The 25,103-nt window shown below is 66.4% G+C and carries 23 protein-coding genes; 15 read left to right on the top strand and 8 right to left on the bottom strand.

Going from position 1 to position 25,103, the window contains the following annotated elements; translation table 11 throughout:
* Positions 1 to 14 precede the first annotated feature (14 nt).
* The 6 genes from iscU to iscX all read left to right on the top strand — a co-directional run bounded on the left by iscU (position 15) and on the right by iscX (position 4,248).
* Positions 15 to 419: a Fe-S cluster assembly scaffold IscU gene (iscU, locus tag AB4Y35_RS34150; protein ID WP_028216879.1), complete on the top strand. Its 405-nt coding sequence runs from the start codon at positions 15 to 17 to the stop codon at positions 417 to 419.
* 151 nt (positions 420 to 570) lie between these two features.
* Entirely contained in the window at positions 571 to 894 is a 324-nt protein-coding gene (iscA, locus tag AB4Y35_RS34145; RefSeq protein WP_028210067.1) for an iron-sulfur cluster assembly protein IscA, read from the top strand.
* A gap of 116 nt (positions 895 to 1,010) precedes the next feature.
* Positions 1,011 to 1,559 (top strand): Fe-S protein assembly co-chaperone HscB, encoded by a 549-nt coding sequence (gene hscB / locus AB4Y35_RS34140; RefSeq protein WP_368707880.1) that lies wholly within the window; start codon positions 1,011 to 1,013, stop codon positions 1,557 to 1,559.
* Positions 1,560 to 1,622: 63 nt separating this feature from the next.
* Positions 1,623 to 3,494, top strand: a complete 1,872-nt coding sequence (gene hscA / locus AB4Y35_RS34135) for a Fe-S protein assembly chaperone HscA (RefSeq protein ID WP_368707879.1) — start codon at positions 1,623 to 1,625, stop codon at positions 3,492 to 3,494.
* Between the two features lie 184 nt (positions 3,495 to 3,678).
* On the top strand, positions 3,679 to 4,020 hold the full coding sequence (gene fdx / locus AB4Y35_RS34130; RefSeq protein ID WP_158757575.1) for an ISC system 2Fe-2S type ferredoxin: 342 nt from the start codon (positions 3,679 to 3,681) through the stop codon (positions 4,018 to 4,020).
* A 30-nt stretch (positions 4,021 to 4,050) separates the two neighbouring features.
* A complete protein-coding gene (gene iscX / locus AB4Y35_RS34125; protein WP_028204168.1) occupies positions 4,051 to 4,248 on the top strand; it encodes a Fe-S cluster assembly protein IscX in 198 nt (65 codons plus the stop codon).
* Between the two features lie 90 nt (positions 4,249 to 4,338).
* On the opposite strand, the gene AB4Y35_RS34120 is transcribed toward iscX, so the two are convergent.
* The 5 genes from AB4Y35_RS34120 to AB4Y35_RS34100 all read right to left on the bottom strand — a co-directional run bounded on the left by AB4Y35_RS34120 (position 4,339) and on the right by AB4Y35_RS34100 (position 11,222).
* Positions 4,339 to 5,076, bottom strand: coding sequence for a glycine zipper 2TM domain-containing protein (locus tag AB4Y35_RS34120; RefSeq protein WP_368707878.1), 738 nt, complete (start codon positions 5,074 to 5,076; stop codon positions 4,339 to 4,341).
* Positions 5,077 to 5,383: 307 nt separating this feature from the next.
* The gene (lysS, locus tag AB4Y35_RS34115) at positions 5,384 to 6,919 is read right to left on the bottom strand and encodes a lysine--tRNA ligase (RefSeq protein ID WP_368707877.1); all 1,536 of its coding nucleotides are present in this window, start codon (positions 6,917 to 6,919) and stop codon (positions 5,384 to 5,386) included.
* A 211-nt stretch (positions 6,920 to 7,130) separates the two neighbouring features.
* Positions 7,131 to 8,235, bottom strand: a protein-coding gene (prfB, locus tag AB4Y35_RS34110) for a peptide chain release factor 2 (RefSeq protein ID WP_368707876.1) whose coding sequence is annotated in 2 segments (ribosomal slippage) — positions 7,131 to 8,153 and positions 8,155 to 8,235 — 1,104 coding nt in all. Because the reading frame shifts where the segments join, the coding sequence is not laid out codon by codon here.
* Between the two features lie 119 nt (positions 8,236 to 8,354).
* On the bottom strand, positions 8,355 to 10,061 hold the full coding sequence (recJ, locus tag AB4Y35_RS34105) for a single-stranded-DNA-specific exonuclease RecJ (RefSeq protein WP_368707875.1): 1,707 nt from the start codon (positions 10,059 to 10,061) through the stop codon (positions 8,355 to 8,357).
* A 33-nt stretch (positions 10,062 to 10,094) separates the two neighbouring features.
* Positions 10,095 to 11,222 carry a regulator gene (locus AB4Y35_RS34100; RefSeq protein ID WP_368707874.1) on the bottom strand — a complete coding sequence of 376 codons (1,128 nt, stop codon included), beginning with the start codon at positions 11,220 to 11,222 and terminating at the stop codon, positions 10,095 to 10,097.
* Between the two features lie 313 nt (positions 11,223 to 11,535).
* On the opposite strand from AB4Y35_RS34100, the gene AB4Y35_RS34095 reads away from it, so the two are divergent.
* From AB4Y35_RS34095 to ftsB, 9 genes are all read left to right on the top strand, one after another.
* On the top strand, positions 11,536 to 12,789 hold the full coding sequence (locus AB4Y35_RS34095) for a lipoprotein-releasing ABC transporter permease subunit (RefSeq protein ID WP_368707873.1): 1,254 nt from the start codon (positions 11,536 to 11,538) through the stop codon (positions 12,787 to 12,789).
* Positions 12,782 to 13,513: a lipoprotein-releasing ABC transporter ATP-binding protein LolD gene (lolD, locus tag AB4Y35_RS34090; RefSeq protein ID WP_368686207.1), complete on the top strand. Its 732-nt coding sequence runs from the start codon at positions 12,782 to 12,784 to the stop codon at positions 13,511 to 13,513. The genes AB4Y35_RS34095 and lolD overlap by 8 nt, the downstream gene beginning before the upstream one ends.
* Before the next feature lie 21 nt (positions 13,514 to 13,534).
* Positions 13,535 to 14,323, top strand: coding sequence for a TatD family hydrolase (locus AB4Y35_RS34085; protein WP_368707872.1), 789 nt, complete (start codon positions 13,535 to 13,537; stop codon positions 14,321 to 14,323).
* Positions 14,324 to 14,413: 90 nt separating this feature from the next.
* Positions 14,414 to 17,053 carry a ComEC/Rec2 family competence protein gene (locus AB4Y35_RS34080; RefSeq protein WP_368707871.1) on the top strand — a complete coding sequence of 880 codons (2,640 nt, stop codon included), beginning with the start codon at positions 14,414 to 14,416 and terminating at the stop codon, positions 17,051 to 17,053.
* A 76-nt stretch (positions 17,054 to 17,129) separates the two neighbouring features.
* Positions 17,130 to 17,933, top strand: a complete 804-nt coding sequence (locus tag AB4Y35_RS34075; RefSeq protein WP_368707870.1) for an alpha/beta fold hydrolase — start codon at positions 17,130 to 17,132, stop codon at positions 17,931 to 17,933.
* 151 nt (positions 17,934 to 18,084) lie between these two features.
* Positions 18,085 to 19,746 (top strand): CTP synthase, encoded by a 1,662-nt coding sequence (locus AB4Y35_RS34070; protein WP_069265538.1) that lies wholly within the window; start codon positions 18,085 to 18,087, stop codon positions 19,744 to 19,746.
* Positions 19,743 to 20,597: a 3-deoxy-8-phosphooctulonate synthase gene (kdsA, locus tag AB4Y35_RS34065; protein ID WP_028204156.1), complete on the top strand. Its 855-nt coding sequence runs from the start codon at positions 19,743 to 19,745 to the stop codon at positions 20,595 to 20,597. Before AB4Y35_RS34070 ends, kdsA begins: the two co-directional genes overlap by 4 nt.
* Positions 20,598 to 20,931: 334 nt before the next feature.
* On the top strand, positions 20,932 to 22,215 hold the full coding sequence (eno, locus tag AB4Y35_RS34060) for a phosphopyruvate hydratase (protein WP_064268981.1): 1,284 nt from the start codon (positions 20,932 to 20,934) through the stop codon (positions 22,213 to 22,215).
* A gap of 101 nt (positions 22,216 to 22,316) precedes the next feature.
* Positions 22,317 to 22,739, top strand: a complete 423-nt coding sequence (ftsB, locus tag AB4Y35_RS34055) for a cell division protein FtsB (protein WP_324160854.1) — start codon at positions 22,317 to 22,319, stop codon at positions 22,737 to 22,739.
* A 108-nt stretch (positions 22,740 to 22,847) separates the two neighbouring features.
* Here ftsB and AB4Y35_RS34050 read toward each other — a convergent pair whose 3' ends face one another.
* From AB4Y35_RS34050 to AB4Y35_RS34040, 3 genes are all read right to left on the bottom strand, one after another.
* Positions 22,848 to 23,207 (bottom strand): hypothetical protein, encoded by a 360-nt coding sequence (locus tag AB4Y35_RS34050; RefSeq protein WP_368707982.1) that lies wholly within the window; start codon positions 23,205 to 23,207, stop codon positions 22,848 to 22,850.
* A gap of 223 nt (positions 23,208 to 23,430) precedes the next feature.
* A complete protein-coding gene (hslO, locus tag AB4Y35_RS34045) occupies positions 23,431 to 24,393 on the bottom strand; it encodes an Hsp33 family molecular chaperone HslO (RefSeq protein WP_368686203.1) in 963 nt (320 codons plus the stop codon).
* A 66-nt stretch (positions 24,394 to 24,459) separates the two neighbouring features.
* A complete protein-coding gene (locus AB4Y35_RS34040) occupies positions 24,460 to 24,984 on the bottom strand; it encodes a gamma carbonic anhydrase family protein (protein WP_322029757.1) in 525 nt (174 codons plus the stop codon).
* Positions 24,985 to 25,103: the final 119 nt, after the last annotated feature.

Below are 25,103 nucleotides of genomic sequence, written 5' to 3'. Positions count from 1 at the left end.
GAAGGAGTGTGATCATGGCATATAGCGACAAGGTTCTGGACCACTACGAAAACCCGCGCAACGTCGGCTCGTTCGCCAAGGACGACGACGCAGTGGGCACCGGCATGGTCGGCGCACCGGCGTGCGGCGACGTGATGAAGCTGCAGATCCGCGTGGGCGCGGACGGCGTGATCGAAGACGCGAAGTTCAAGACCTACGGCTGCGGCTCGGCGATCGCTTCGAGCTCGCTCGTGACCGAGTGGGTGAAGGGCAAGACGCTCGACCAGGCGCTCGACATCAAGAACACGCAGATCGCCGAAGAACTGGCGCTGCCGCCGGTGAAGATCCACTGCTCGATTCTCGCGGAAGATGCGATCAAGGCAGCAGTTGCGGACTATCGCCAGCGTCACACGACCGAAGCGAAGGCCGACGCGGCGTAAAGCACGGCGCTGCGGCGTAATAGATGCAGGACGGCGTCCGGCCTGAAAACCCGGCGCTCTGGGACTAACGATTTTGGATGCAGCAGGGTTGCGTCGCGACGCGAGGGAAGGCGAAAGCCCAACTGGCGGCGCGAGGCGCGGCGAAGATGCTATGGCAATTACGTTGACTGAAAAAGCGGCACAGCACGTGCAAAAGTACCTGACCCGTCGCGGCAAGGGCGTGGGCCTGCGTCTTGGCGTGCGCACGACGGGCTGCTCGGGCCTCGCGTACAAGCTCGAGTACGTCGACGAACTCGCGCCCGAAGACAACGTCTTCGAGAGCCACGGCGTGAAGGTCATCGTCGACCCGAAGAGTCTCGCCTATATCGACGGCACGCAGCTCGACTTCGTGCGTGAAGGGCTGAACGAAGGCTTCCGGTTCAACAACCCGAACGTGAAGGACGAGTGCGGCTGCGGCGAGTCCTTCCGCGTTTGAGCCCGCGTCGAGCGGTGAAAAGGCGGCCTGTGCCGCCTTTTTGATTTTGACGGCCGCGGGTTAGCCCCTCTCAGCCCCTCTCAGCCCCTCATAGCCCCACAAGAACGTTCCAGCCGATGAGCACGCCTTCCACGCCTTCCCGGTCGCTCTCCGACAGCCACTTCGTGCTGTTCGGCCTGCCCGAGCAGTTCGCGATCGACGCGAACGCGCTCGACCATGCCTACCGCACGGTGCAGGCGCAGGTGCATCCCGACCGCTTCGCGGCGGCCGGCGAGGCGCAAAAGCGCATCGCCATGCAATGGGCCACGCGCACGAACGAGGCGTATCAGACGCTGCGCGATCCGCTCAAGCGCGCGAAGTACCTGCTGCATCTGCGCGGCATCGACGTGGGCGCGGAGAACAACACCGCGATGGAGCCCGCGTTCCTCATGCAGCAGATGGAGTGGCGCGAGTCGATCGAAGACGCGGTCGCGGCGAAGAACGTCGATGCGCTCGACGCACTCGCGGGCGAGCTGCGCGACGACGAACGCGTGCGCTTCACGAAACTCGCGGCGCTGCTCGACAGCGGCTCGAACCAGCCCGCGGCCGAGGCGGTGCGCCAGCTCATGTTCATCGAGCGCGTGGCGAGCGAAATCGACTCGCAGATCGAGCGGCTCGAAGGCTGAGACCGGGCGCGCAAACGGATATCGGGCGCTCGCGCCCATCAGGTTAAAAAGCAGATCACACAGATGGCCTTACTGCAAATCTCCGAACCCGGCATGGCGCCGGCGCCGCATCAGCGGCGACTCGCCGTCGGCATCGACCTCGGCACGACGAACTCGCTGGTCGCCGCGGTGCGCAGCGGCGTGCCCGACGTGCTGCCCGACGAAGACGGCCACATGCTGCTGCCCTCGGTCGTGCGCTATCTCGCGAACGGCGGCCGGCGCATCGGCCGCACGGCGAAGGCGCAAGCCGCGACCGACCCGCGTAACACGATCGTGTCGGTCAAGCGCTTCATGGGCCGCGGCAAGTCCGAGGTCGAAGGCGCGGCCAACGCACCGTACGACTTTGTCGATGCGCCGGGCATGGTGCAAATCCAGACGATCGACGGCGTGAAGAGCCCCGTCGAAGTCTCGGCGGAAATTCTCGCGACGCTGCGCCAGCGCGCCGAAGACACGCTCGGCGACGAACTGGTCGGCGCCGTCATCACGGTGCCGGCGTACTTCGACGAAGCGCAGCGCCAGGCGACCAAGGACGCCGCGCGTCTCGCCGGCCTGAACGTGCTGCGTCTGCTCAACGAGCCGACCGCGGCGGCGATCGCGTACGGGCTCGACAACGGCGCCGAAGGCCTCTACGCGGTCTACGACCTCGGCGGCGGCACCTTCGACCTGTCGATTCTCAAGCTCACGAAGGGCGTGTTCGAAGTGCTGGCGGCCGGCGGCGATTCGGCGCTCGGCGGCGACGATTTCGACCACGCGCTCTTTGCTTACGCGCTGGAGCAGTCCGGCATCGAGCGCGCGACGCTCGCGCCCGAAGACGTGCGTCTGTTGCTCGACCGCGTGCGCGATGCGAAAGAAGCGCTCTCGTCCGCACCCGAGGCGCGCATCGAGGCGGCCCTGTCGAGCGGCCAGCAGATCGCGCTGACGATCGACGAGCCGCGCTTCGAAGCGCTCACGCAGGCGCTCGTGCAGCGCACGCTCACGCCGACGAAGAAGGCGCTGCGCGACGCGAAGGTCGCCGCGAAGGACGTGAAGGGCGTGGTGCTGGTTGGCGGCGCGACGCGCATGCCCGTGATCCGCCGCGCCGTGGAGCAGCACTTCGGCCAGGCGCCGCTCACGAATCTGGACCCGGATCAGGTCGTCGCGCTCGGCGCGGCGATCCAGGCCGACCTGCTCGCGGGCAACCGCGGCGGCGAGGACGACTGGCTGCTGCTCGACGTCATTCCGCTGTCGCTCGGCGTGGAGACGATGGGGGGCCTCGTCGAGAAGATCATCCCGCGCAATTCGACCATCCCGGTCGCGCGTGCGCAGGACTTCACGACCTTCAAGGACGGCCAGACGGCCATGGCGATTCACGTGGTGCAGGGCGAGCGCGAACTCGTCGCCGACTGCCGCTCGCTCGCGCGTTTCGAACTGCGCGGCATTCCGCCGATGGCGGCGGGCGCGGCGCGCATTCGCGTGACTTACCAGGTGGATGCGGATGGTCTCTTGTCGGTGTTCGCGCGCGAGCAGCTCTCGGGCGTGGAAGCCTCGGTGGTGGTGAAGCCGTCCTACGGTCTCGCCGACGACGACGTGGCCCGCATGCTCGAAGACAGCTTCAAGACCGCCGAAGTCGACATGCGCGCCCGCGCGCTGCGCGAGGCGCAGGTCGAGGCGCAACGCATCATCGAAGCGACGAACGCCGCTTTGGGCGCCGACGGCGAACTGCTCGACGAAGCCGAGCGCGCGCAAGTCGATGCGTTGATCGTCACGCTGGCACAAGTCGCGCAGGGCGAGGACGCCGGCGCGATCGAAGCCGCCACCAAGGCACTGTCCGAGGGCACCGACGAGTTTGCGGCGCGCCGCATGGACAAGGGCATTAAGCGCGCGCTGGCCGGCAAGAAGCTCGACGAGATCGGCTAAAGGCGCGGCCAGGAGCGCGCCTGCAGCCTCAACAGCGTAAAGGCGAACGCGTCGTTAGCAAACGGCGCACGCGTGCGTGCTTTCCCGATGTGGCTGAGCGCGCACCGACAGTAGAATGGGCACATGCCGCCGTCGGAGGCGGGGCATGCGCCCGATATGAAAGTTATTGGATACGGAAATCACAATGCCTCAAATCGTGGTGCTGCCCCATGTCGAACTGTGCCCTGAAGGCGCGGTCATCGACGCCAAACCGGGCGAGAGCGTGTGCGACGCGCTGCTCGAACACGGTATCGAAATCGAGCACGCATGCGAGAAGTCGTGCGCCTGCACGACCTGTCACGTGATCGTGCGCGAAGGTTTCGATGCGCTCGTGCCGTCCGAGGAAGACGAAGACGATCTCCTCGACAAGGCGTGGGGCCTCGAGCCGACGTCGCGGCTGTCGTGTCAGGCCATCGTGCCCGCGAACGACGACCTGGTGGTCGAGATTCCGCGTTACTCGATCAACCACGCGAAAGAAAACCACTGAGCCACTGAACACCAGGAGGAGCGCGCAGCCATGAAATGGACCGATACGCAGGACATCGCGATGGCCTTGACGGACACCCATCCCGAAGTGGATCCGCAGTACGTGCGCTTCACCGATCTGCACCGCTGGATCACCCAGCTCGACGGTTTCGACGACGACCCCGAGCGCTCGAACGAGAAGATTCTCGAAGCGATCCAGGCCGCGTGGATCGAAGACGCGGACTACTGATTTCCGGTACGCCCGGCAAGCAGACGAGAAAAAGGCGATTTGCCAGTACGGCAAATCGCCTTTTTTATTGCACTGCCAGCTTAGGCGCGATCAGCCCGCGACCAGCGTGCCGTTCTCCACACGCACGCGCTCGCCCTGCTGGAACGGCGGCGCGTCGTGATACGTGAAGTAGCGCATCTTGCCGTTCTCCATGCGCACGCGCACAGAATAGGTCGTCGTGCTGCGCAGGTGCTTTTCGACCGAGTTGCCCGCGAAGCCGCCACCCAGTGCGCCAAGCAGCGTCATGGCCGTGCGGCCGTTACCCGAGCCGAACTGGTTGCCGACCACGCCGCCGGCCACCGCGCCGCCTACCGCGCCGATGCCGGTGCCGTGGCCTTCTTGCTTGACCGCGGAAATCGCGACGACCGTGCCGCACGTCGAACATGCGGGCTGGGCGGGCGGCGCTTCCTGCGCGTACTGCTGCTGCGAAGGCTGCTGCTGCTGGGCAGGCTGTTGGCCATATTGCTGCGCCGGGGCGACCGGCATCGGCGCTTGCTCTTGCGCTTGAGCCGGCGCCGGTTGCGGCTCGGCGGGCGCATTCTGTTCGTTCTGCGCGTATTGCGAGGCCTGCACCGGCTTGGTCGAGTCGACGACCGGCGGCTGGGAAGCCGTCATGGCCGTCTGGCCCGTCTGAACCTGGGCGCTCTGTTCGGCGGTGCTGGAAGCTTTCGGGAAAACGCCGGTGATGGCCGCCGTGGCCGCAAGGCTCGCGACGATGACGGCTGCCGCCGCGGTTGCGATCAGCGGATGGAGGCGGCGTTTCGGTGTGGTCGGATCGGTTGTGTTCATGACAGGCTCCGTCTTTGGCAGAGTTGGCTCTCTTGTGAGACCCAGTTTGAGCCAATCGAATTCTGTGAGCGTTTCAATTTGTAACCCCGCGCGGTGGGTGTGGGCAGACGCTGAGCGCGTGGTCGTCGCGCAGCGTTGCACAGCGCGGTTTTCCACGTGGGCGCAATTGACGTACCCATCCCAGCCGCTGCGCTCGCAGGCAGATTTTACCGATGGTTACAAACGTGTGCACTTCAGATGCCCCAACGGAAACGGGGCGCATACGGTGTGAACCGCATGCGCCCCGTCTTGTCAGGCAGTGTTCGGCTTAGTCTTCGCGGCGCAGGTGCGGGAAGAGGATCACGTCGCGGATGCTCGCGCTGTCCGTGAGCAGCATGATCAGACGGTCGATGCCGATGCCGCAGCCGCCCGTCGGAGGCATGCCGTATTCGAGCGCGCGGATGTAGTCGGCGTCGTAGAACATCGCTTCTTCGTCGCCGGCGTCCTTTTGCTCGACCTGCTTCTTGAAGCGCGCAGCCTGGTCTTCCGGATCGTTTAGCTCCGAGAAGCCGTTGGCGATCTCGCGGCCCGTGATGAACAGCTCGAAGCGCTCGGTGATGCCCGGCAGCGTGTCCGAAGCGCGCGCGAGCGGCGAGACTTCAACGGGGTAGTCGATGATGTAGGTCGGCTCCCACAACTGCGACTCGGCCGTCTCTTCGAAGAGCGCCAGCTGCAGCGAACCCACGCCCGCGTTGAGGAATTGCGGCTGGTTCGCGTCCACGCCGAACTTCTTGAGTTCTGCGCGCAGGAAGGCGGCGTCGCCAAGCTGTTCGTTCGTGTATTGCGGCGCGTACTTCTGGATCGCCTGCACGATCGTCAAGCGATGGAACGGCTTCGAGAGGTCGAGTTCACGGCCCTGATACGTGAGCACAGCGGTGCCGCTCGCGTCGATGGCGGCCTGGCGGATCAGTTGCTCGGTGAAGTCCATGAGCCACGCGTAGTCGGTGTACGCGGCATAGAACTCCATCATCGTGAATTCTGGATTGTGACGCGGCGAAACGCCTTCGTTACGGAAATTCCGGTTGATCTCGAACACGCGCTCGAAGCCGCCCACGACCAGACGCTTCAGATAAAGCTCGGGCGCGATGCGCATGAACATCTGCATGTCGAGCGCGTTGTGGTGCGTGACGAACGGCTTGGCGGCCGCGCCGCCCGGGATCGGGTGCAGCATCGGCGTTTCGACTTCCATGAAGCCCGAGTCGGCCATGAAGCGGCGCACCGAAGAAATCGCCTTGGTGCGCGCCTGGAAGGTCTGACGCGCTTCCGGCGTGACGATCAGGTCGACGTAGCGCTGGCGATAGCGCATTTCCTGGTCGGCGAGGCCGTGGAACTTGTCCGGCAGCGGACGCAGCGCCTTCGAGAGCAGACGCAGTTCCGTGCAGCGCACCGAAAGCTCGCCCTTGTTGGTGCGGAACAGCACACCCCTGGCCGCGACGATGTCGCCGAGGTCCCACTTCTTGAACGCGTCGTAGGTTGCCTCGCCCACGTCGGCGGGCGTGATGAAGAACTGGATCTGGCCCGAGCCGTCGCGCACCGTGGCGAAGCTCGCCTTGCCCATCACGCGCTTGAGCATCATGCGGCCGGCGATCGCCACTTCGAGCGGATTCGCTTCGAGCGCGTCCTTGTCGGTGTCGGCGTAGTCGCGCGCGAGGTCGGCGGCGTGGTGGGTCGGGCGGAAGTCGTTCGGATAGGCGACGCCTGCCTCGCGCAGCGCGCGCAGTTTCTCGCGGCGCTCGGCGATGATCTGGTTGTCGTCGAGTTCGGGCGCGGCGCTGGGCGCGTTCTGCTGGGTCGGTTCGGTCATGATGGCTCGGAGTTCTTTGATTCGCAGGTGTTTCGGCGAGTTTTCGGGGCTGCGGCCCCGGCATGGTCCTTCGCGGGACACGGCGCGCATTGCGCGCAGATAAGCGGACTTCGGTTCCCGCTGCGCGTCGCGCGCCTCGCAGTCGAGGCGCGCGGCGCAGCAGGAGAGGGCGGCATGCGGTGAACTGCTGCGCCCGTGGCGTGCGGCAAGCTTACACGCCCTGTTTCAGGCTCGCGCTGATGAAGGCGTCGAGATCGCCGTCGAGCACGGCCTTGGTATTGCTGATTTCGACGTTGGTGCGCAGATCCTTGATCCGGCTGTTGTCGAGCACGTAGGAGCGGATCTGGTGACCCCAGCCCACGTCCGACTTGCCCGCTTCGAGCTTGTCCTGTTCCGACTGGCGCTTGCGCATTTCGGCTTCGTACAGGCGCGACTTCAGCATGGCCATGGCTTCGGCGCGGTTGCGGTGCTGCGAGCGGTCGTTCTGGCACTGCACGACGATGCCCGACGGCACGTGCGTGATACGCACGGCGGAGTCGGTCTTGTTGATGTGCTGACCGCCCGCGCCCGAAGCGCGGTATGTGTCGATGCGCAGATCGGCCGGATTGACGTCGATCTCGAACGAGTCGTCGATTTCCGGATACACGAACACCGACGAGAACGACGTATGACGCCCGCCCGACGAGTCGAACGGCGACTTGCGCACGAGGCGGTGAATGCCGGTTTCGGTACGCAGGAAGCCGTAGGCGTATTCGCCTTCGACCTTGATCGTCGCGCTCTTGATGCCGGCCACGTCGCCTTCGGATTCTTCGAGCACTTCGGTCTTGAAGCCCTTGCGTTCGCAGTAGCGCACGTACTGGCGCAGCAGCATGGACGCCCAGTCGCAGGCCTCGGTGCCGCCGGCGCCGGCCTGAATGTCGATGAACGCGTTGTTCGGGTCGGCCGGATTCGCGAACATGCGGCGGAACTCGACGTCGGCTACGCGCGCTTCGATCGCGTGAGCGTCGGACTCGATGGAGACGAGCGTGTCTTCATCGCCTTCCTCGCGGGCCATCTCGAAGAGATCCTGGGTGTCGCGCGTGTCGTTCTCGATGCCGTCGAGCACGTGCACCACGCCCTCGAGCAGTTTCTTTTCCTTGCCGAGACCCTGGGCGTGCTTGGAGTCGTTCCAGACGTTGGGGTCTTCGAGTTCGCTGTTGACTTCGACGAGCCGTCGGGCTTTTACGTCGTAGTCAAAGATACCCCCGTAGCTCGCCCGCGCGCGTGCGCAGGTCCGCCAAAAGGGCTTCGATCGCGTTGAGACGTTCCGCTTCCATTTGTGTCGTGATCCGGCGTGTAAAACATTGAATTATAGCCGATTGGACCCGGATCAAGGGCGGCGCGGGCGCTTCGGGCGGCCCGCGCTTCTCAGCGTAACGTGCAGTTCGAAGCGGGTTTAGAGCGCAGCGTGCTCCACCACGAGCTGCACGCGCGATACGCCATTCCAGGTGTCACGCACGAGCCGGTAGGCGACCGTGGTGTGCTGCGGCAACGACTCCGTGTGGTTGAACCAGATCGCGTTGAAGCGCTGGCGCCCGCGCAGCAGTTGCAGTTTGAGGTGCTTGTCCTTCACGAGCGCCTGCGAGGCCACCTCGAATTCCCCCGAAAACACGGGCGCCGGGAAGCCCTGGCCCCACACGGCGGCATCGAGCATCTCGACGAAATCGGGCGTGAAGTAGGCGTCTTCGAGATCGCCGTCGGTTTCGACCGTGCGCGCGAGGGCCTCTTCGGTGAGCCACTCGCGGCCCACGCGCTCAAACGCCTCGGCGAAGCGCGGCACGTCTGCGGCGGCGATCGTCATGCCCGCGGCCATGGCGTGGCCGCCGAACTTCTGGATCAGACCGGGCTCGCGCTTGCTGATCAGATCGACCGCGTCGCGCAGATGGAAACCGGGGATCGAACGGCCCGAGCCCTTCACGAGTGCGCCGTCATCGTCGGCAGGCGCGAAGGTGAACGAAGGGCGGTGGAAGCGCTCCTTGAGCCGTCCCGCGACGATGCCGATCACGCCCTGGTGCCAGCCTTCGTTGAACAGCGTAAGCGTGGCCTTACCTTGCGGATCGACGTCGGCGAGATCGGCTAGCGCCTGCTGCTGCATGCCGGCTTCGATCTCGCGGCGCTCGCGGTTCATGCCGTCGAGCTGCTGCGCAAGCTCCCACGCGCGGCCCACGTCGTCGGTGGTCAGGCACTCGATGCCGAGCGACATGTCCGAGAGCCGGCCCGCCGCGTTCAGGCGCGGCCCGAGCGCAAAGCCGAAGTCGAAGCCCGAGGCGCTTTTCGCGTCGCGGCCGGCCGCGCGAAAGAGCGCCGCGATGCCCGGTTGCATGCGGCCGTTGCGCACGCGCTGCAAGCCTTGCGCGACGAGCACGCGGTTGTTGCAGTCGAGCTTCACGACGTCGGCGACAGTGCCGAGCGCGACGAGATCGAGCAGGCCGTCGAGGCGCGGCTCGGGCTTGCCGTCGCCAAAGAAGCCGCGCTTGCGCAGCTCCGCGCGCAGCGCGAGCAGCGTGTAGAACATCACGCCCACGCCCGCGATGCACTTGCTCGGAAACTCGCAGCCCGGCTGGTTCGGGTTGACGATGGCGCGCGCGTCGGGGAGCGTGTCGCCGGGCAGGTGGTGGTCGGTCACGAGCACCTCGATGCCGAGCGCGTTGGCGGCTTCGACGCCTTCCACGCTGGCGATGCCGTTGTCCACCGTGATCAGGACGTCGGGTGGCCCGCCCTTGCGTTGCGCGGCGAGTGCGACGATCTCGGGCGTGAGGCCGTAGCCATACTCGAAGCGGTTCGGCACCAGATAGTCGATCTGCGCGCCGAACATGCGCAGGCCGCGCACGGCCACGGCACAGGCCGTCGCGCCGTCGCAGTCGTAGTCGGCGACCACGAGCATGCGGCAGTCGGCTTCGAGCGCGTCGGCGAGCAGTTCGGCGGCCTCGTCGAGGCCCTTCATGCCCGTGGGCGGGATCAGGCGCGCGAGGCCGGTTTCGATCTCGTCGGGCTGGCAAACGCCGCGCGAGGCGTAGAGGCGTGCGAGCACCGGATGCAGGCCGTGGCGCACGAGCGCTTCGGTGTCGGCGGGCGAGCAGGCGCGGGTGACGATTCGGGTCATGCGTGAGCGCGGAAAAAAGAAGTCATTCGGGGATCATTCGATAAAGAGCGACGCGAACAGGCGGCGTCGCCAGAACTTGCGCAAATCGCCGCGCGTGATGGACAGCGTGACCGAGCCGGTGTCGCCGCACAGCGTGAGCTCGAGCGCGGCGAGCGCGCCCGTTTGCAGCGCCGTGAGCGCGGGCGCGAACCAGTCGCGCTCCAGTTGGGCGAACGCGGCGTTCCAGCGGCCCCAGTCCTGCTGGATGAAGGCCGCCGAGAACGGATCGAGTTCGACGAGCGTCGCGCCCGTGCCCGAACCGTTGTTGAGCGAGGCTGCGAGCGCGGCAAAGGTTGTGGGCGCGGCGCCGACTTCCGCCTTTGCGGCGAGTGCCAGGCCGCGCGTGGCGGCCGCATCGGAGCGCACGCGCGCATAGGGGCTCGTGACGGTGCGCAGCGCGCCCTGGGCGTGGAACCAGATCGAATTGACGGCGGGCAGGCCGCGCGCTTCGCGGGCCTCGTTCACAGGATGCTCGAACCACGCCATCTGCACTTCGTTCTGCACCTTCATCCAGGCGCGCGAACGTTGGCCCGAATGGGCCTCGTGCGGCAGCCAGATCTCGATGTTGCGGCCGCTCGCGCGCAAGGGCGACGCGCCCGCTAGCGTGCCGAACGCTTCCGACGAGAGATACCAGCGCTGCGGCGTGGGGGCCTCGATGCGCACGCCCATTTCTTCGATCAGCGGGCGGGCGATGGTGTAGAGCGTGGCGGCGTCGGCGTCGGCGAGTTCCAGCGAGGCGGGGTCGATCAGCACCAGGTGATCGTGAGCGATGCGCACGTGCACAGGCTGCACGCACGCCCACGTGGCGTCGCCGGGCGTGCCGCCATCGGCGAGCAGCATGTAGGGCGCAAGCGGTGCTTCGTCGTCGGCGGCCGGCGCGGAGTTTGCGCGGTTCGCGCTCGCCGGACCGAGCGCGCCGAACTGGCGCGCGACCCAGCGCTCGTGCGGCAGCGTGCGCTGGAAGTCCTCGCCGATCACCTGCTCGCCGAGTGTCGCGCGCGCAACCAGTTTCGCGAGCGCCGGGTATTCGAGGCCCGCGAGGGCGGTGGAGGCGGCCGCGGCGGACGGCAAGGCAAAGGGGACGAGGAGATGGAGTCGGTCGGCGGGCATGATGGTGCGCATTGTACTTCGGCGCTTCGTGCGCCGGGCGGCCCTCGGGCGTGCCGCAACGGTATCGCGTCGACCCGTTATGCTGGCGCTGCGGCACTTGTGGGCGAATTGCGGCTCGAAGCAGAGGGCGGGCGGACGCCGGGTAGCGGTTCTCACGCGCGAAAGTGCGTGGGGAACTTCGTCGAATATCCGTGACCCGCCGCCAGTGTGGCAAACTTCGCGGTTGATCGCCGCCCGACCCGGCACGATATTCTCCGGCCGTCCGGCGCACTGGCCCCAGGGTCAATACGGCGCCGGAGCGCAACGAAGACGCAAAAGGATTCGCTTGAAACTTCCCTACGAATGGCAGATAGGCTGGCGCTACACCCGCGCCGGCAAACGCACGACCGGCAACGGGTTCATCTCGTTCATCGCGCTCATATCGATGTCGGGCATCGCGCTCGGCGTCGCGGCGCTGATCGTCGTGCTCTCGGTGATGAACGGCTTCCAGCGTGACGTGCGCGACCGCATGCTTTCCGTGCTCGCGCACATCGAGATCTTTTCGCCCACCGGCACGATGCCCGACTGGCAGCTCACCGCGAAGGAAGCGAAGACCAATCCTGAAGTCATCGGCGCGGCGCCTTACGTGGACGCCCAGGCGCTGCTCACGCGCGGCGACAGCGTCAACGGCGTCGCGCTGCGCGGCATCGAGCCTTCCGAGGAGCCGCAGGTTTCGGACATCGGCAGGGAAATGAAGGCGGGCAGCCTGAACGACCTCACGCCCGGCAGCTTCGGCATCGTGCTCGGCGCGGATCTCGCCGTGAACCTGGGCGTGACGGTGGGCGACAAGGTCACGCTCGTCGCGCCCGAGGGTTCGATCACGCCGGCCGGCATGCTGCCGCGCCTGAAGCAGTTCACGGTGATGGGGGTGTTCGAGTCGGGCCACTACGAGTACGACAGCACGCTCGCGCTCACCAACATCCGCGACGCCGAAGTGCTCTATCGCCTCGGCGCGCCAAGCGGCGTGCGCCTGCGCCTGAAGGACATGCAGCGCGCGCCAGCGGTGGCGCGCCAGCTCGTGCATACGCTTTCGGGCGATCTTTATATCCGCGACTGGACGCAGCAGAACAAGACCTGGTTCTCGGCCGTGCAGATCGAAAAACGCATGATGTTCATCATTCTCACGCTCATCATCGCGGTCGCGGCGTTCAATCTCGTTTCGTCTCTCGTCATGACCGTCACCAACAAGCAGGCCGATATCGCGATCCTGCGCACGCTCGGCGCGCAGCCGGGCTCGATCATGAAGATCTTCGTCGTGCAGGGCGTGACGATCGGCTTCGTGGGCACGGCCATCGGCATCGCGCTCGGTTGCCTGATCGCATGGAGCATTCCATGGAGCGTGCCGGCGATCGAGCATCTGCTCGGCATCCAGTTCCTGCCGCCTTCGGTGTATTTCATCAGCGAGCTGCCTTCGGAACTCGTGCCTTCCGACGTGATCCGCATCGGCGTGATCGCCTTCGTGCTGTCCGCGCTCGCCACGCTCTATCCGAGCTGGCGCGCGGCCAAGGTTCGTCCCGCGGAGGCGCTGCGCTATGAATGACCGTCAATCGCTGATCGCCGCGGCTGGCGATTATCCGTACGTGCTCGAAGCGCACGGTGTCTCGAAGGTGTTTGGCCAGGGCCCGCTTGCCGTGCAGGTACTGCACGACACCGATCTGAAAGTGAAGCGCGGCGAGAAGCTCGCCGTGGTGGGCGCGTCGGGCTCGGGCAAGAGCACGCTGCTGCACGTGCTCGGTGGACTCGACGAGCCGGGCGCGGGCAAGGTCTCGGTGCTCGGCAAGCCGTTCACCGAGCTGTCCGAGCGCGAGCGCAACGAACTCCGCAATCGCGCGCTGGGCTTCGTCTATCAGTTCCACCATCTGCTGCCGGAGTTTTCGGCGCTCGACAACGTGGCGATGCCGCTGCGCATTCGCCGCATGACGCAGGAAGACGCGCGTGCCGAGGCGATGCAGATCCTCGAGCGCGTTGGCCTCTCGCATCGCGCGCGCAACCGGCCGGGCGAGCTGTCGGGCGGCGAGCGCCAGCGCGTGGCCATCGCGCGCGCGCTCGTGACGAAGCCCGCATGCGTGCTCGCCGACGAGCCCACGGGTAACCTCGACGGCGCGACAGCGGATAACGTCTTCAACCTGATGCTCGAACTCTCCGACCAGTTCGATACGAGCTTCGTGATCGTCACGCACGATGCCGACCTCGCGGCGCGTTGCGACCGCATTGTGCGCCTGCGCGACGGCATGCTGCACGAGGAACCGGTCGTGCCGGTCTGAGCCTTCCCGCGAGCGAGCGCCATGTGGATCGATACGCACTGCCATCTCGATGCCGCCGAGTTCGACGCCGACCGCGACGCGGTCGCGTCGGCGGCGCGCGCGGCGGGCGTGTCGCGCATCGTGATCCCGGCGGTGGCGCGCGAGAACTTCGAAGTGGTGCGCGCGCTCGCGCACCGCACCCAGGGCGCGGTCTACGCGCTCGGCATTCACCCGCTCTATACGCCGCAGGCGCGCGACGAAGACCTTGAAGTGTTGCGCCGCGAGATCGAAGCGAGTCTCGATGATCCGCGCTTCGTCGGCATTGGCGAGATCGGGCTCGATTACTTCGTGCCGGGCCTCGACGAGGCGCGTCAACAGCACTTCTACGATGCCCAGCTGCGCCTTGCGTGCGAGTTCGGCTTGCCGGCGATCTGCCATGTGCGCAAGTCGCAGGATCAGGTGCTCAAGGGGCTGCGCCGCAACGGCGTGAAAAGCGGCATCGCGCATGCGTTCAACGGCAGCTTCCAGCAGGCGCGAGCGTTCATCGATCAAGGGATGCATCTGGGCTTCGGCGGCAATGTGACGTTCGAGCGCGCGCTGCAGATTCGCAGGCTCGCGCAGCAGTTGCCGCTCGAGGCCATCGTCATGGAAACCGATGCGCCGGATATTTCGCCCGCCTGGCTTTATCGCGCGCGCAACACGCCCGACCAGGTGCCGCGCATCGGCGCCGTGCTCGCGGGCTTGCGGGGCTTGAGCCCCGAGGAACTCGCACTTGGCACGACGGCTAACGCGGCGGCTGCGCTGCCGCGGCTCGCGCTTTCGTCTGCATAATCGTTTCCAGGGTGGCGTGCACGGCGTGCATTTGGAGCGGCGCGATTGACGCGGCCCGGGCATTGAGCCCCCTCGTTGCGAGGAGGCGGGATGCGGGCGATTTGGTGCGGGTTTGCGCTGGGCGTGATTGTCTTGCAGCGACAGGCGGCGTTGCCGGGGTGGGGCGCATGGGTCGGGCTCGTTCTGGCAAGCACGCTTGCGGCCGGGTGGGCCGCGTGGGCGTTGGGCGCCGCGCCACCGGCGGACGAATCTCACGAGGCGGCGCGCCGTGCGTTCGGCTTGGCTTGCGCGCGACGCTGGCGTATGGCGCTCGGCTGGGCGGCGGTGTGGCTTGCGGCCGGATGCGCGGGCTTCGGCTACGCGGCGTGGCGCGCCGAAACGCGGCTTGCTGAGGCGCTTCCCGCTGCCTGGCAGGCGCGCAACATCACCATCACCGGCTATATTTCCAGCTTGCCTTCTTACGGCGCGAACGGCGCAAGCTTCCTCTTTCGTGTCGAATCCTGGGCAACGCACAAAGCCGCCACGCCGCTACCGCATTTGATTCAACTGTCGTGGGTGGCGCGCGAAGCGCCGCTGCCGCCGCTCGTGCCCGGCGCGCGCTGGCGCCTCGCCGTGCGGCTCAAACGCCCGCATGGCAACGGCAACTTCGGCCTGCGCGATACGGAAGTCGCGCTGCTCGCGCGCGGCGTGCGCGCCGTCGGCTACGTGAGCGATCCCGGGCATGCCGTGCTTCTGCCCGTTGACGCCAGCGGCATCGGCGTGCGCATCGAGCGGGCGCGTGCCGCGCTGCGTGCGCGCATCGACGCGGTGCTCGGCGACGCGCCGCATCGCGGCATCGTCATTGCGCTCGCCACCGGCGCGCAGGACGCGCTTAGCGACGCGGACAGGCGTCTCATGCGCAATACGGGCACGAGCCATCTGGTGGCGATCTCCGGGCTGCACCTCGCGTTCGTCGCGGGGCTCGCCGGGGGGATCGCGGGCGCACTGTGGCGGCGCGCCCGCTGGCGCGGCGTCGAGGCGCCGCTCATCGTGCCCGCGCAGAAGGTAGCCGTTGCGGGCGCGTTGCTGGCGGCGGGCGTCTATGCCGCGCTCGCCGGCTTCAACGTGCCGGTGCAGCGCGCGCTCTGGATGCTGGCGGTCGTTGCGCTCGCGCTGTGCGCCGGGCGCGAGGTCGCGCGCTCGCACGTGCTGGCGTGGGCGCTCGGGCTCGTGCTGCTGCGCGATCCGTGGGCGGTGACCGCAGCCGGCTTCTGGCTCTCGTTTTGCGCGGTCGCGGCGATCCTCTTCGCAGCGAGTGGCGTGCCGCGCTTGCACAGGGACGCGCCGCAAGATGCTGCCGCGGACGCTGCCGATCCGATGCGCGAGCGATCTGAGCCACTAGCGGAGCCAACCGCGCGCGGCGGCTGGCTTCGACGTCTCGCCGCCATCGCCTATCCACCGGGCGGCTGGCGTGGCGCGATGCGACGTCTTGCGTCACGCCTTTGCGATGGCGCTCGCGTGCAGTGGGCCGTGACGCTGGCGCTCGCGCCGCTCACGGTCTACTGGTTCGCGCAAATACCGCTCATCGGTCCGATCGCCAATGCCTTTGCGATTCCCTGGGTGAGCATGCTCGTCGCGCCGCTGGTGATCGCGAGCGCCGCGATGCCCGCGCCGATCGACGCCCTCGCGCTGCGCGCGGCGCATATCTGCCTCGACTGGCTCGTTGTGGCGCTGAGCGCGCTGGAGGGCTTGCCGTGGGCGGTTTTGCGTCTGCCGCAACCCGGGGCGTGGCCGCTCGCCAGCGCAGCTGTGGGCGTCGCCTGGTGGCTTGCGCCGCGCGGCTGGCCGCTGCGCTGGATCGCGCCGTTCACGTGGCTGCCGCTACTGGTGCCCGCGCCCACGGGGCCGCCGCCGGGCGCTTTCCGGCTCACGGCGCTCGACATCGGGCAGGGCACGTCGGTGCTGGTCGAGACGGCCCGGCATCGCCTGCTGTTCGACGCGGGCCCGGGCCCCGAATCGACCCAGGCGGGCGAGCGCATCGTCGTGCCGTATCTGCAGGCGCACGGCATAGGGCGCCTCGACGCGCTGATGATCAGCCACGACGACTCCGATCATGCGGGCGGCGCACAAGCCGTGCTCGATGCCGTCGACGTAGGGGCATTCGTGGCGGCCGTTCTGCCCGCGCATCCGCTGTGGGCGAGCGCGCGTATGAAGGGCGCGCAGACCGTGCAGTGCGCCGCCGGCCAGCGCTGGCGATGGGACGGCGTCGACTTCGAGGTGCTGTGGCCCGACCCCGGGCCGCTCGCGGGCAAACCCAATGCGCATTGCTGCGTCCTGCGGGTGACGACGGCGGCGGCCAGCGCCGCGTCCGACGCACAGGCAGCGCCGGTATCCGCGCTGATCGCCGCCGACATCGAAGCGGGCGGCGAGCGCACGCTGGTCGCGCGCGACCGCGGGCGGCTGCGCGCACAGGTACTGGTGGTGCCGCACCACGGCAGCCGCAGCTCGTCGACTGAACCGTTCCTCGATTCTGTCTGGCCGCTCGTCGCGATATTTCAGGTAGGCTATCTGAACCGCTTTCATCACCCGCATCCGGGCGTCTACGCGCGCTACGCGGCCCGCCAGATCGTGCTCGCTCGCAGCGACGCGCATGGCGCCGTGCGCGTCGAGGCGCGACCCGGCGCACTCGCCGTCGAGCGCTTTCGCGATACGCAGCGGCGCTACTGGATGGACCCGCCCACGCAGGACTGACGTGCCGGGCCGCTAGCAGCGTGAAGGAAAGCGCGCACGACGAAAGAGATCAACAAAATAGAGAGACACGCCGCCTTTGAAAAACGTCATCCATTTCTCGCACGCGAACGGCTTTCCGGCCTCGACGTATCGCACGTTCTTCGCCGAACTGGGCGACAACTACGAGCTGCGCTATATCGAGCGCATCGGGCACGACGCGCGCTTTCCCGTCACCCGCGACTGGCCGCATCTCGTCGAGCAGCTGCTCGACGACATCGGCCGCAGCTACGAGGAGCCCGTGTGGCTCGTCGGCCATTCGCTCGGCGGCTATCTGTCGCTGATGGCCGCGCTGAAAAAACCGCAGTGGGTCAAGGGCGTCGTGATGCTCGATTCGCCCGTGATCGCGGGCTGGCGCAGCAGCATGCTGCGGGTCTCGCAGTGGACCGGCCTCGACGAGCGCCTGTCGCCAGCCGTCGCCACGCGCACGCGCCGCACGGACTGGGCGAGCCGCGACGAGGCCTGGCGGCATTTCCATTCGAAGGCGGCGTTCGCGCGTTGGGACGAGCGCGTGCTTTCCGACTATGTGGACTTCGGCATTCCTCAGACTTCGGTCGACGGCGGCCGCACGCTCGCCTTCGACCGCCAGACCGAATACATGATCTACCGCACGCTGCCGCACACGCTCGGCGCGCGACTCGCGCACGGCTCGCCCGTGCCGGTGAGCTTCCTCGCGGGCACGCAGTCGCGCGAAGTCCGCCAGGTCGGGCTTGCGGCAACTCGGCGCATCGCCGGCGAGCGCTTCGAGTGGATCGAGGGCAGTCATCTGTATCCGATGGAGCGTCCGATCGAGACCGCGCGCGCGGTGCAGCGCATGCTTTACGCCATGGAAAACGGAGCCTGAGCGGCCGCTTTCCGGCGCGGTTGCTTGCGGGGCAGGGTGGAGCGCGGGGCGACGCGTCGCGCATCGCGTTCGACCCATATTCGGCTCGCTCAAAATTCAGGGTTAGCCCTTGCTTTCAGGTATAATCCGTTTTTCCCGCGAGCATCCAGCGATGACCAAATATGTTTTCGTCACCGGCGGCGTAGTTTCCTCCCTTGGCAAGGGTATTGCCGCCGCCTCCCTCGCCGCGATCCTCGAATCGCGCGGTCTGAAAGTCACCCTCCTCAAGCTCGATCCCTACATCAACGTCGACCCCGGCACGATGAGCCCGTTTCAGCACGGCGAAGTGTTCGTGACGGAAGACGGAGCGGAAACCGACCTCGACCTCGGCCACTATGAGCGCTTCATCACCACGAAGATGCGCAAGGCCAACAACTTCACCACGGGCCAGATCTACGAATCGGTGATCCGCAAGGAACGCCGCGGCGACTATCTGGGCAAGACCGTGCAGGTCATTCCGCACATCACGAACGAAATCCAGGCATTCATCGAACGCGGCGCCGCATCGGCGACGTGCGGTGAGCCGGATGTCGCGATCGTCGAAGTGGGCGGCACGGTGGGCGACATCGAGTCGCTGCCGTTCCTCGAGGCCGCGCGTCAGATGAGCCTGCGCCTTGGCCGCAACAGCGCGTGCTTCGTGCACCTCACGCTGGTGCCGTTCATCGCCACGGCGGGTGAGCTCAAGACCAAGCCCACGCAGCACAGCGTGCAGAAGCTGCGCGAAATCGGTATCTATCCGAACGTGCTGCTGTGCCGCGCCGATCGCCGCATCCCCGACGACGAGCGCTCGAAGATCTCGATGTTCTCGAACGTGCCCGAAGACGCCGTGATCTCGGTGTGGGACGCCGACAGCATCTACAAGATCCCGCAGATGCTGCACGACCAGGGCCTCGACTCGATCGTCTGCGACGAACTGAAGCTCTCCGCCAAGCCGGCCGATCTGTCGATCTGGGCGGAAATGGTCGAGAAGCTCGAGCATCCGAAGCACGAAGTCACGATCGGCATGGTCGGCAAGTACGTCGACCTGACCGAGTCGTACAAGTCGCTCATCGAAGCGCTGCGCCACGCGTCGATCAAGACCTCGGCGAAGGTGAACATCGAGTACATCGACTCCGAGCAGATCGACGAAGAAGGTGTCGAGAGCCTCAAGCATCTCGACGCGATCCTCGTGCCGGGCGGTTTCGGCCGTCGCGGCACCGAAGGCAAGATCAAGGCCATCCAGTACGCCCGCGAAGCGAAGGTGCCGTACCTCGGCATCTGCCTCGGCATGCAGCTCGCCGTGATCGAATTCGCGCGCGACGTAGTGGGCCTGAAGCACGCGAACAGCACGGAATTCGATCCGGACACGCCCGACCGCGTCGTCGCGCTCATCACCGAATGGGCCGACCGCGAAGGCAAGGTCGAGAAGCGCACCGAAGACTCGGACCTCGGCGGCACGATGCGCCTCGGTTCGCAGCGCTGCCCGATCAAGCCCGGCACGCTCGCAGCAGAGATCTATGGCAAGGACGTGAACGAGCGTCACCGTCACCGTTATGAAGTCAATAACGGCTACGTGCCCAAGCTCGAAGCCGGCGGCCTTATCATCAGCGCCCGTACGCCGACTGAAGATCTGCCGGAAATGATGGAACTGCCGCGCGACATGCACCCGTGGTTCGTCGGCGTCCAGTTCCACCCGGAATTCACGTCCACGCCGCGTGACGGCCATCCGCTCTTCAAGGCGTATGTCGAAGCGGCAGTCGCGCACCATGAGGCGCGCGCCGAGGAGAAAGCATGAATCTGTGCGGTTTCGAGGTAGGCCTCGACAAGCCGTTCTTCCTGATCGCAGGCACCTGTGTCGTCGAATCCGAACAGATGACGATCGACACGGCGGGCCGCCTGAAGGAAATCACGTCGAAGCTCGGCATTCCGTTCATCTACAAGTCGTCTTACGACAAGGCCAATCGTTCGAGCGGCAAGTCGTTTCGCGGCCTCGGGATGGACGAGGGCCTGCGCATCCTTTCCGAAGTGAAGCGTCAGCTCGGCTTGCCCGTGCTGACCGACGTGCACTCGGAAGAAGAGATCGGGCCCGTGGCTTCGGTCGTGGACGTGCTGCAAACGCCCGCGTTCCTGTGCCGCCAGACCGACTTCATCCACGCGTGCGCGCGCTCGGGCAAGCCTGTGAACATCAAGAAAGGCCAGTTCCTCGCGCCGCACGACATGAAGAACGTGATCGACAAGGCCCGCGAAGCCGCGCGCGAGGCAGGTCTTTCCGAAGACCGCTTCTTCGCCTGCGAGCGCGGTGTTTCGTTCGGTTACAACAACCTCGTCTCGGACATGCGCTCGCTCGCTATCATGCGCGAGACGGGTGCGCCGGTCGTGATGGACGTGACCCACTCGGTGCAGTTGCCGGGCGGGCAGGGCACGAGCTCGGGCGGTCAGCGCGAATTCGTGCCGGTGCTGGCCCGCGCGGCCGTCGCCACGGGCGTGGCGGGTCTCTTCATGGAGACGCACCCGAACCCCGCGCAGGCCAAGTCCGACGGCCCGAACGCCGTGCCGCTGAACCGCATGGCCGACCTGCTCGAAACCCTCGTGACGCTCGACCAGGCGGTCAAGCGCACGCCGTTCCTCGAGAACGACTTCAGCTGAGCAGGGAATTACGTAGTACGGCGCGCCGCTTCGATTGCATGAGCGGCGCGATGGAGGAGCAGCGCGGCGCAGGAACGCGCGCACAGCGGTGTCATGCAACGACATCATGCTGTGCGCAGTGCAGCCACCGCACCGCGCTCGATGTACAAGGCAGCGTGGCAGCGCATCGGTCACGGGAACGTGAGCCTCGCGCTGCGGCAAGTTGAACCTGGCGAGCACGCAGCCTGTCCCATGTGACGGTGTGCCCCGAACGAGCATAGAAACTGTGCCTCGCGGGCCGATGCAGCAGGCGGCGCAGCTCGCGCAAGAATTACTGTCATTTCCTGAGGAAACCATGAGTGCAATCGTAGATATCATCGGTCGCGAGATTCTGGATTCGCGCGGCAATCCCACCGTCGAATGCGACGTGCTGCTCGAATCGGGCACGATGGGCCGCGCGGCAGTGCCGTCGGGCGCATCCACGGGCTCGCGCGAAGCGATCGAACTGCGCGACGGCGAAGCCGGCCGCTACAACGGCAAGGGCGTGCTGAAGGCCGTCGAGCACATCAACACCGAAATCTCCGAGGCGATCATGGGCCTCGACGCGTCGGAACAAGCCTTCCTCGACAAGACCCTGCTCGAGCTCGACGGCACCGACAACAAGTCGCGCCTCGGCGCAAACGCCATGCTGGCCGTTTCGATGGCCGTGGCGAAGGCCGCCGCTGAAGAAGCCGGCCTGCCGCTGTACCGCTACTTCGGCGGCTCGGGCGCAATGCAACTGCCGGTGCCGATGATGAACATCGTCAACGGCGGCGCGCACGCGAACAACAGCCTGGACATCCAGGAATTCATGATCGTGCCGGTGAGCCAGCCGACCTTCCGCGAAGCGCTGCGTTGCGGCGCGGAAGTGTTCCACGCGCTCAAGAAGATCCTCTCGGATCGCGGCATGAGCACGGCAGTGGGCGACGAAGGCGGCTTCGCACCGAACTTCGGCAGCAACGACGAGTGCCTCTCGACCATCCTGCAAGCCATTGAAAAGGCTGGCTACCGCGCCGGTGAAGACGTCCTGCTCGCGCTCGACTGCGCAGCGAGCGAGTTCTACCACGACGGCAAGTACCAGCTCGCGGGCGAAGGCCTGCAACTGTCGTCGACGGAGTTCGCGGACTACCTGGCGAACCTCGCCGACAAGTTCCCGATCGTCTCGATCGAAGACGGCATGCACGAAAGCGACTGGGCCGGCTGGAAGACGCTCACCGACAAGCTCGGCAAGAAGGTCCAGCTCGTGGGCGACGACCTGTTCGTGACCAACACGCGCATCCTGAAGGAAGGCATCGAAAAGGGCATCGCCAACTCGATCCTGATCAAGATCAACCAGATCGGCACGCTGACGGAAACCTTCGCGGCCATCGAAATGGCCAAGCGCGCGGGTTACACGGCCGTGATCTCGCACCGCTCGGGCGAAACCGAAGACTCGACGATCGCCGACATCGCCGTGGGCCTGAACGCGGGTCAGATCAAGACCGGTTCGCTCTCGCGCAGCGACCGCATCTCGAAGTACAACCAGCTGCTGCGCATCGAGGAAGATCTCGGTGATATCGCCAGCTACCCGGGCAAGTCGGCGTTCTATAACCTCCGCTAAGCGGACCCAGCGCCGGCAGCAGCCTTGCTGTCACCCTTCGTCATCTCTCTCCGCCGCCCTGCGTATAGCGCAGGGCGGCGTGTATTTATCCGGCACCTTTCATGCGGCTTGTCACTGTCGTTCTGATCATCCTGCTCGTGCTGATCCAGTATCCGCTCTGGTGGGGCCATGGTGGTTGGCTACGTGTCCACGAACTGCAGCAGCAACTCGCGCAGCAGCAAAAGCAGAACGACGACGAGAAACTGCGCAACGAACGCATTGCGGGCGAAGTGCAGGATCTGCAGAACGGCACGGCGGCGGTCGAGGAGCGGGCCCGCTATGAGATGGGCATGGTGAAGGACAGCGAGGTGTTCGTGCAGTTCGTCTCGCCGAACCAGACGCCGCCGGTTACGCCGAGCGGTTCGTCGAATACCTCGACGCGCGGCGAGATGTCGGCGGCGCCGGTGAGGGTGGTGCCGAACCCGGTTTCGCGTGTGCCAGAGAAGAAGCACGGGCACGCGAAGGAAGCGAAGAAGGCGGGTTGAGCGGTCCGCTTGCGCCGAGCAGGCGAGCAAGCCAGGAGCAAACAAAAAGGCGCGGCATTGAGCCGCGCCTTTTTTCGTTGTGTGCGTTCACGTCGCGACGCCGCGCGATCACCAGCCCCAACCTGGATAGCCGTAGCCAATCCCGGTACCCCAGCCGTGCCCCCAGCCGCCGCTGTAATAGCTGCCGTAGACGGAGACCGGCGGCGCATACGCGCGCGACCAGGCTTGTGCGGCAGCTTCCGCAGCCATGGCGTTGTCCTGCTCGGCGAGTACCTGACGGTCGATCGCGTCGTAGCGCGCTTTTTCGTCGGGCGTGAGCACGGGCGCGTTGTCCGGGAGGCCCGACTGCGCCGGGGGCAGCCGGCTGTAGATTGGCGACGGGCCCGGCGGGTCCATCATGCAGCCGCTCGTCGACGCAACGGCCGCGCCGAGCGTTGTGAGTACGAGCAACGCGCTCACGCGCGGCATGCGCTCGCGTAGTGGACGTGCGAAGGGACGTACGAAGCGCCTGTTCTTGATCATGCTTCTCTCCATCTGTCGGACGCCTAAGCAATTTGCGATGAAGGCAGCTCCGCATTTCAACACGGTTCCCGGTCCTGCCTGCGTGCCGCTGCGCGGGGAGGCGACGCAACTCGCGTTGCGCCGCCTCGGTGTTATCGCCTCAATGTGCCCTTGTGCGCCTCAGTTTGCCTCAGTGACGACGCTCCGCGGCGGGGCTCACGCTTTCTGAGAGGCCCGTCACGGCAAAAAGTTGCGCCACATCCACAGGGTCGAACTCATAGCGCTGATTGCAGTAGTCGCAATGAATCTCGACATGACCGCGTTCCTCGATCACGCCGTCGACTTCCTCGCGGCCCAGCATCTTGAGCATCGCGCCCACCTTCTCGCGCGAGCACGAACACTGGAAACGCGGCGCAAGCGGCTCGAAGTGACGGACGTTCTCCTGCCAGAAGAGGCGGCGGAACAGCGTCTCGCCGTCTTCCTTGAGCATTTCGTCGCGCGTGAGCGTGCTGCCGAGCGTGCAGACGCGCTCCCACGTATCGAGGTCGTGCTCGCCCTGGTGCGGCACGATCCCGCCGTCGCCCGGCAGTTTCTGCAGCAGCATGCCGACCGCGCGGTCGTCGTTGGCGGCGAGCCACAGGCGCGAGTCGAGCTGTTCCGAGTGATGCATGTAATGCTCGAGCACGGCGGCGATCGACTTGAGCGGGCCGTCTTCGCCATTCAGCGGCACGATGCCCTGATAGGGCTGCTGGCCCGGCTGCTTTTTCGCGGGGTCGAGCGTGATCACGCAGCGGCCCTGGCCGTCCGGATTGACGAGGTCGGCGAACGTGAGTTCCTCGCCGAGCGGCAGGGCGTTCTCGCCCGTGAAGTCTTCGCCGAGGCGGGCGGTGGCGCGCATCGTCAGATCCGAGCCGCACTGCACGACCAGCATCTTCACGGGGCCGTCGCCGAAGATCTGCATGATCAGCGTGCCGTCGAACTTGAGATTCGCCGAGAGCAGCGAGCACGCCGCCATCATCTCGCCGAGCACGGTGCGCACGGGCGCCGGATACTGGCGGCGCTTGAGCACTTCCTGCCACGTGTTGCCCAGCGAGACGATCTCGCCGCGCACCGGCGCTGCGCTGAACATGAATTTTTGCAACTGGTCGTTCACAATCTTTTCCTTCGTTTCAATCGGGGCGGCGCGGCCCGCGCCGCACACGGCGAGAGCGTGCCGCTCTCAGCCGATGCGCACGAGCTGCGCCTTGAAATATTCGCGGCGCTGCGCGTAGACATCCGCGTTGCGCTTGAGGCCGGCGATGTCGGCCTCGGTCAGCTCGCGCACGACTTTGGCCGGCGCGCCGAGAATCAGCGAGTTATCGGGGAACACCTTGCCTTCCGTGACCACCGCACCCGCGCCAACCAGACAGTTGCGGCCGATCACCGCGCCATTCAAGACCACGGCCTGAATGCCGATCAGCGCGCCTTCCTTCACGGTGCAGCCGTGCAGCATGGCCTGATGGCCCACGGTCACGTTCGCTTCGAGCGTGAGCGGGTAGCCGGGGTCCGTGTGGAGCACCGCGCCTTCCTGAACGTTGCTGCGCGCGCCGACGGTGATCGGCTCGTTGTCGCCGCGCAGTGTCGCGCCGAACCAGACGCTCGAGTCTTCGGCCAGTTCGACCTTGCCGATGACGGTCGCGTTGTCCGCGACGAACACGCTTTCGTGAATGGTCGGTGCGGCTTCGCCAAGCTTGTAGATGGCCACGGTGTTGAGTCTCCTGTGTCTTTCGGGGCTGCTGCCGGTCTGCGGGCGACGCGCAACGGCTGCGCACGACGCGAGGCAGGTGAATCGCGTATTGTAAACGGTTGCGTGCGCGGTCCGCT

The organism is Paraburkholderia sp. EG286A (assembly GCF_040965375.1).
Taxonomy (GTDB): domain Bacteria; phylum Pseudomonadota; class Gammaproteobacteria; order Burkholderiales; family Burkholderiaceae; genus Paraburkholderia.
This window is presented reverse-complemented; position numbering and strand designations above follow the sequence as displayed.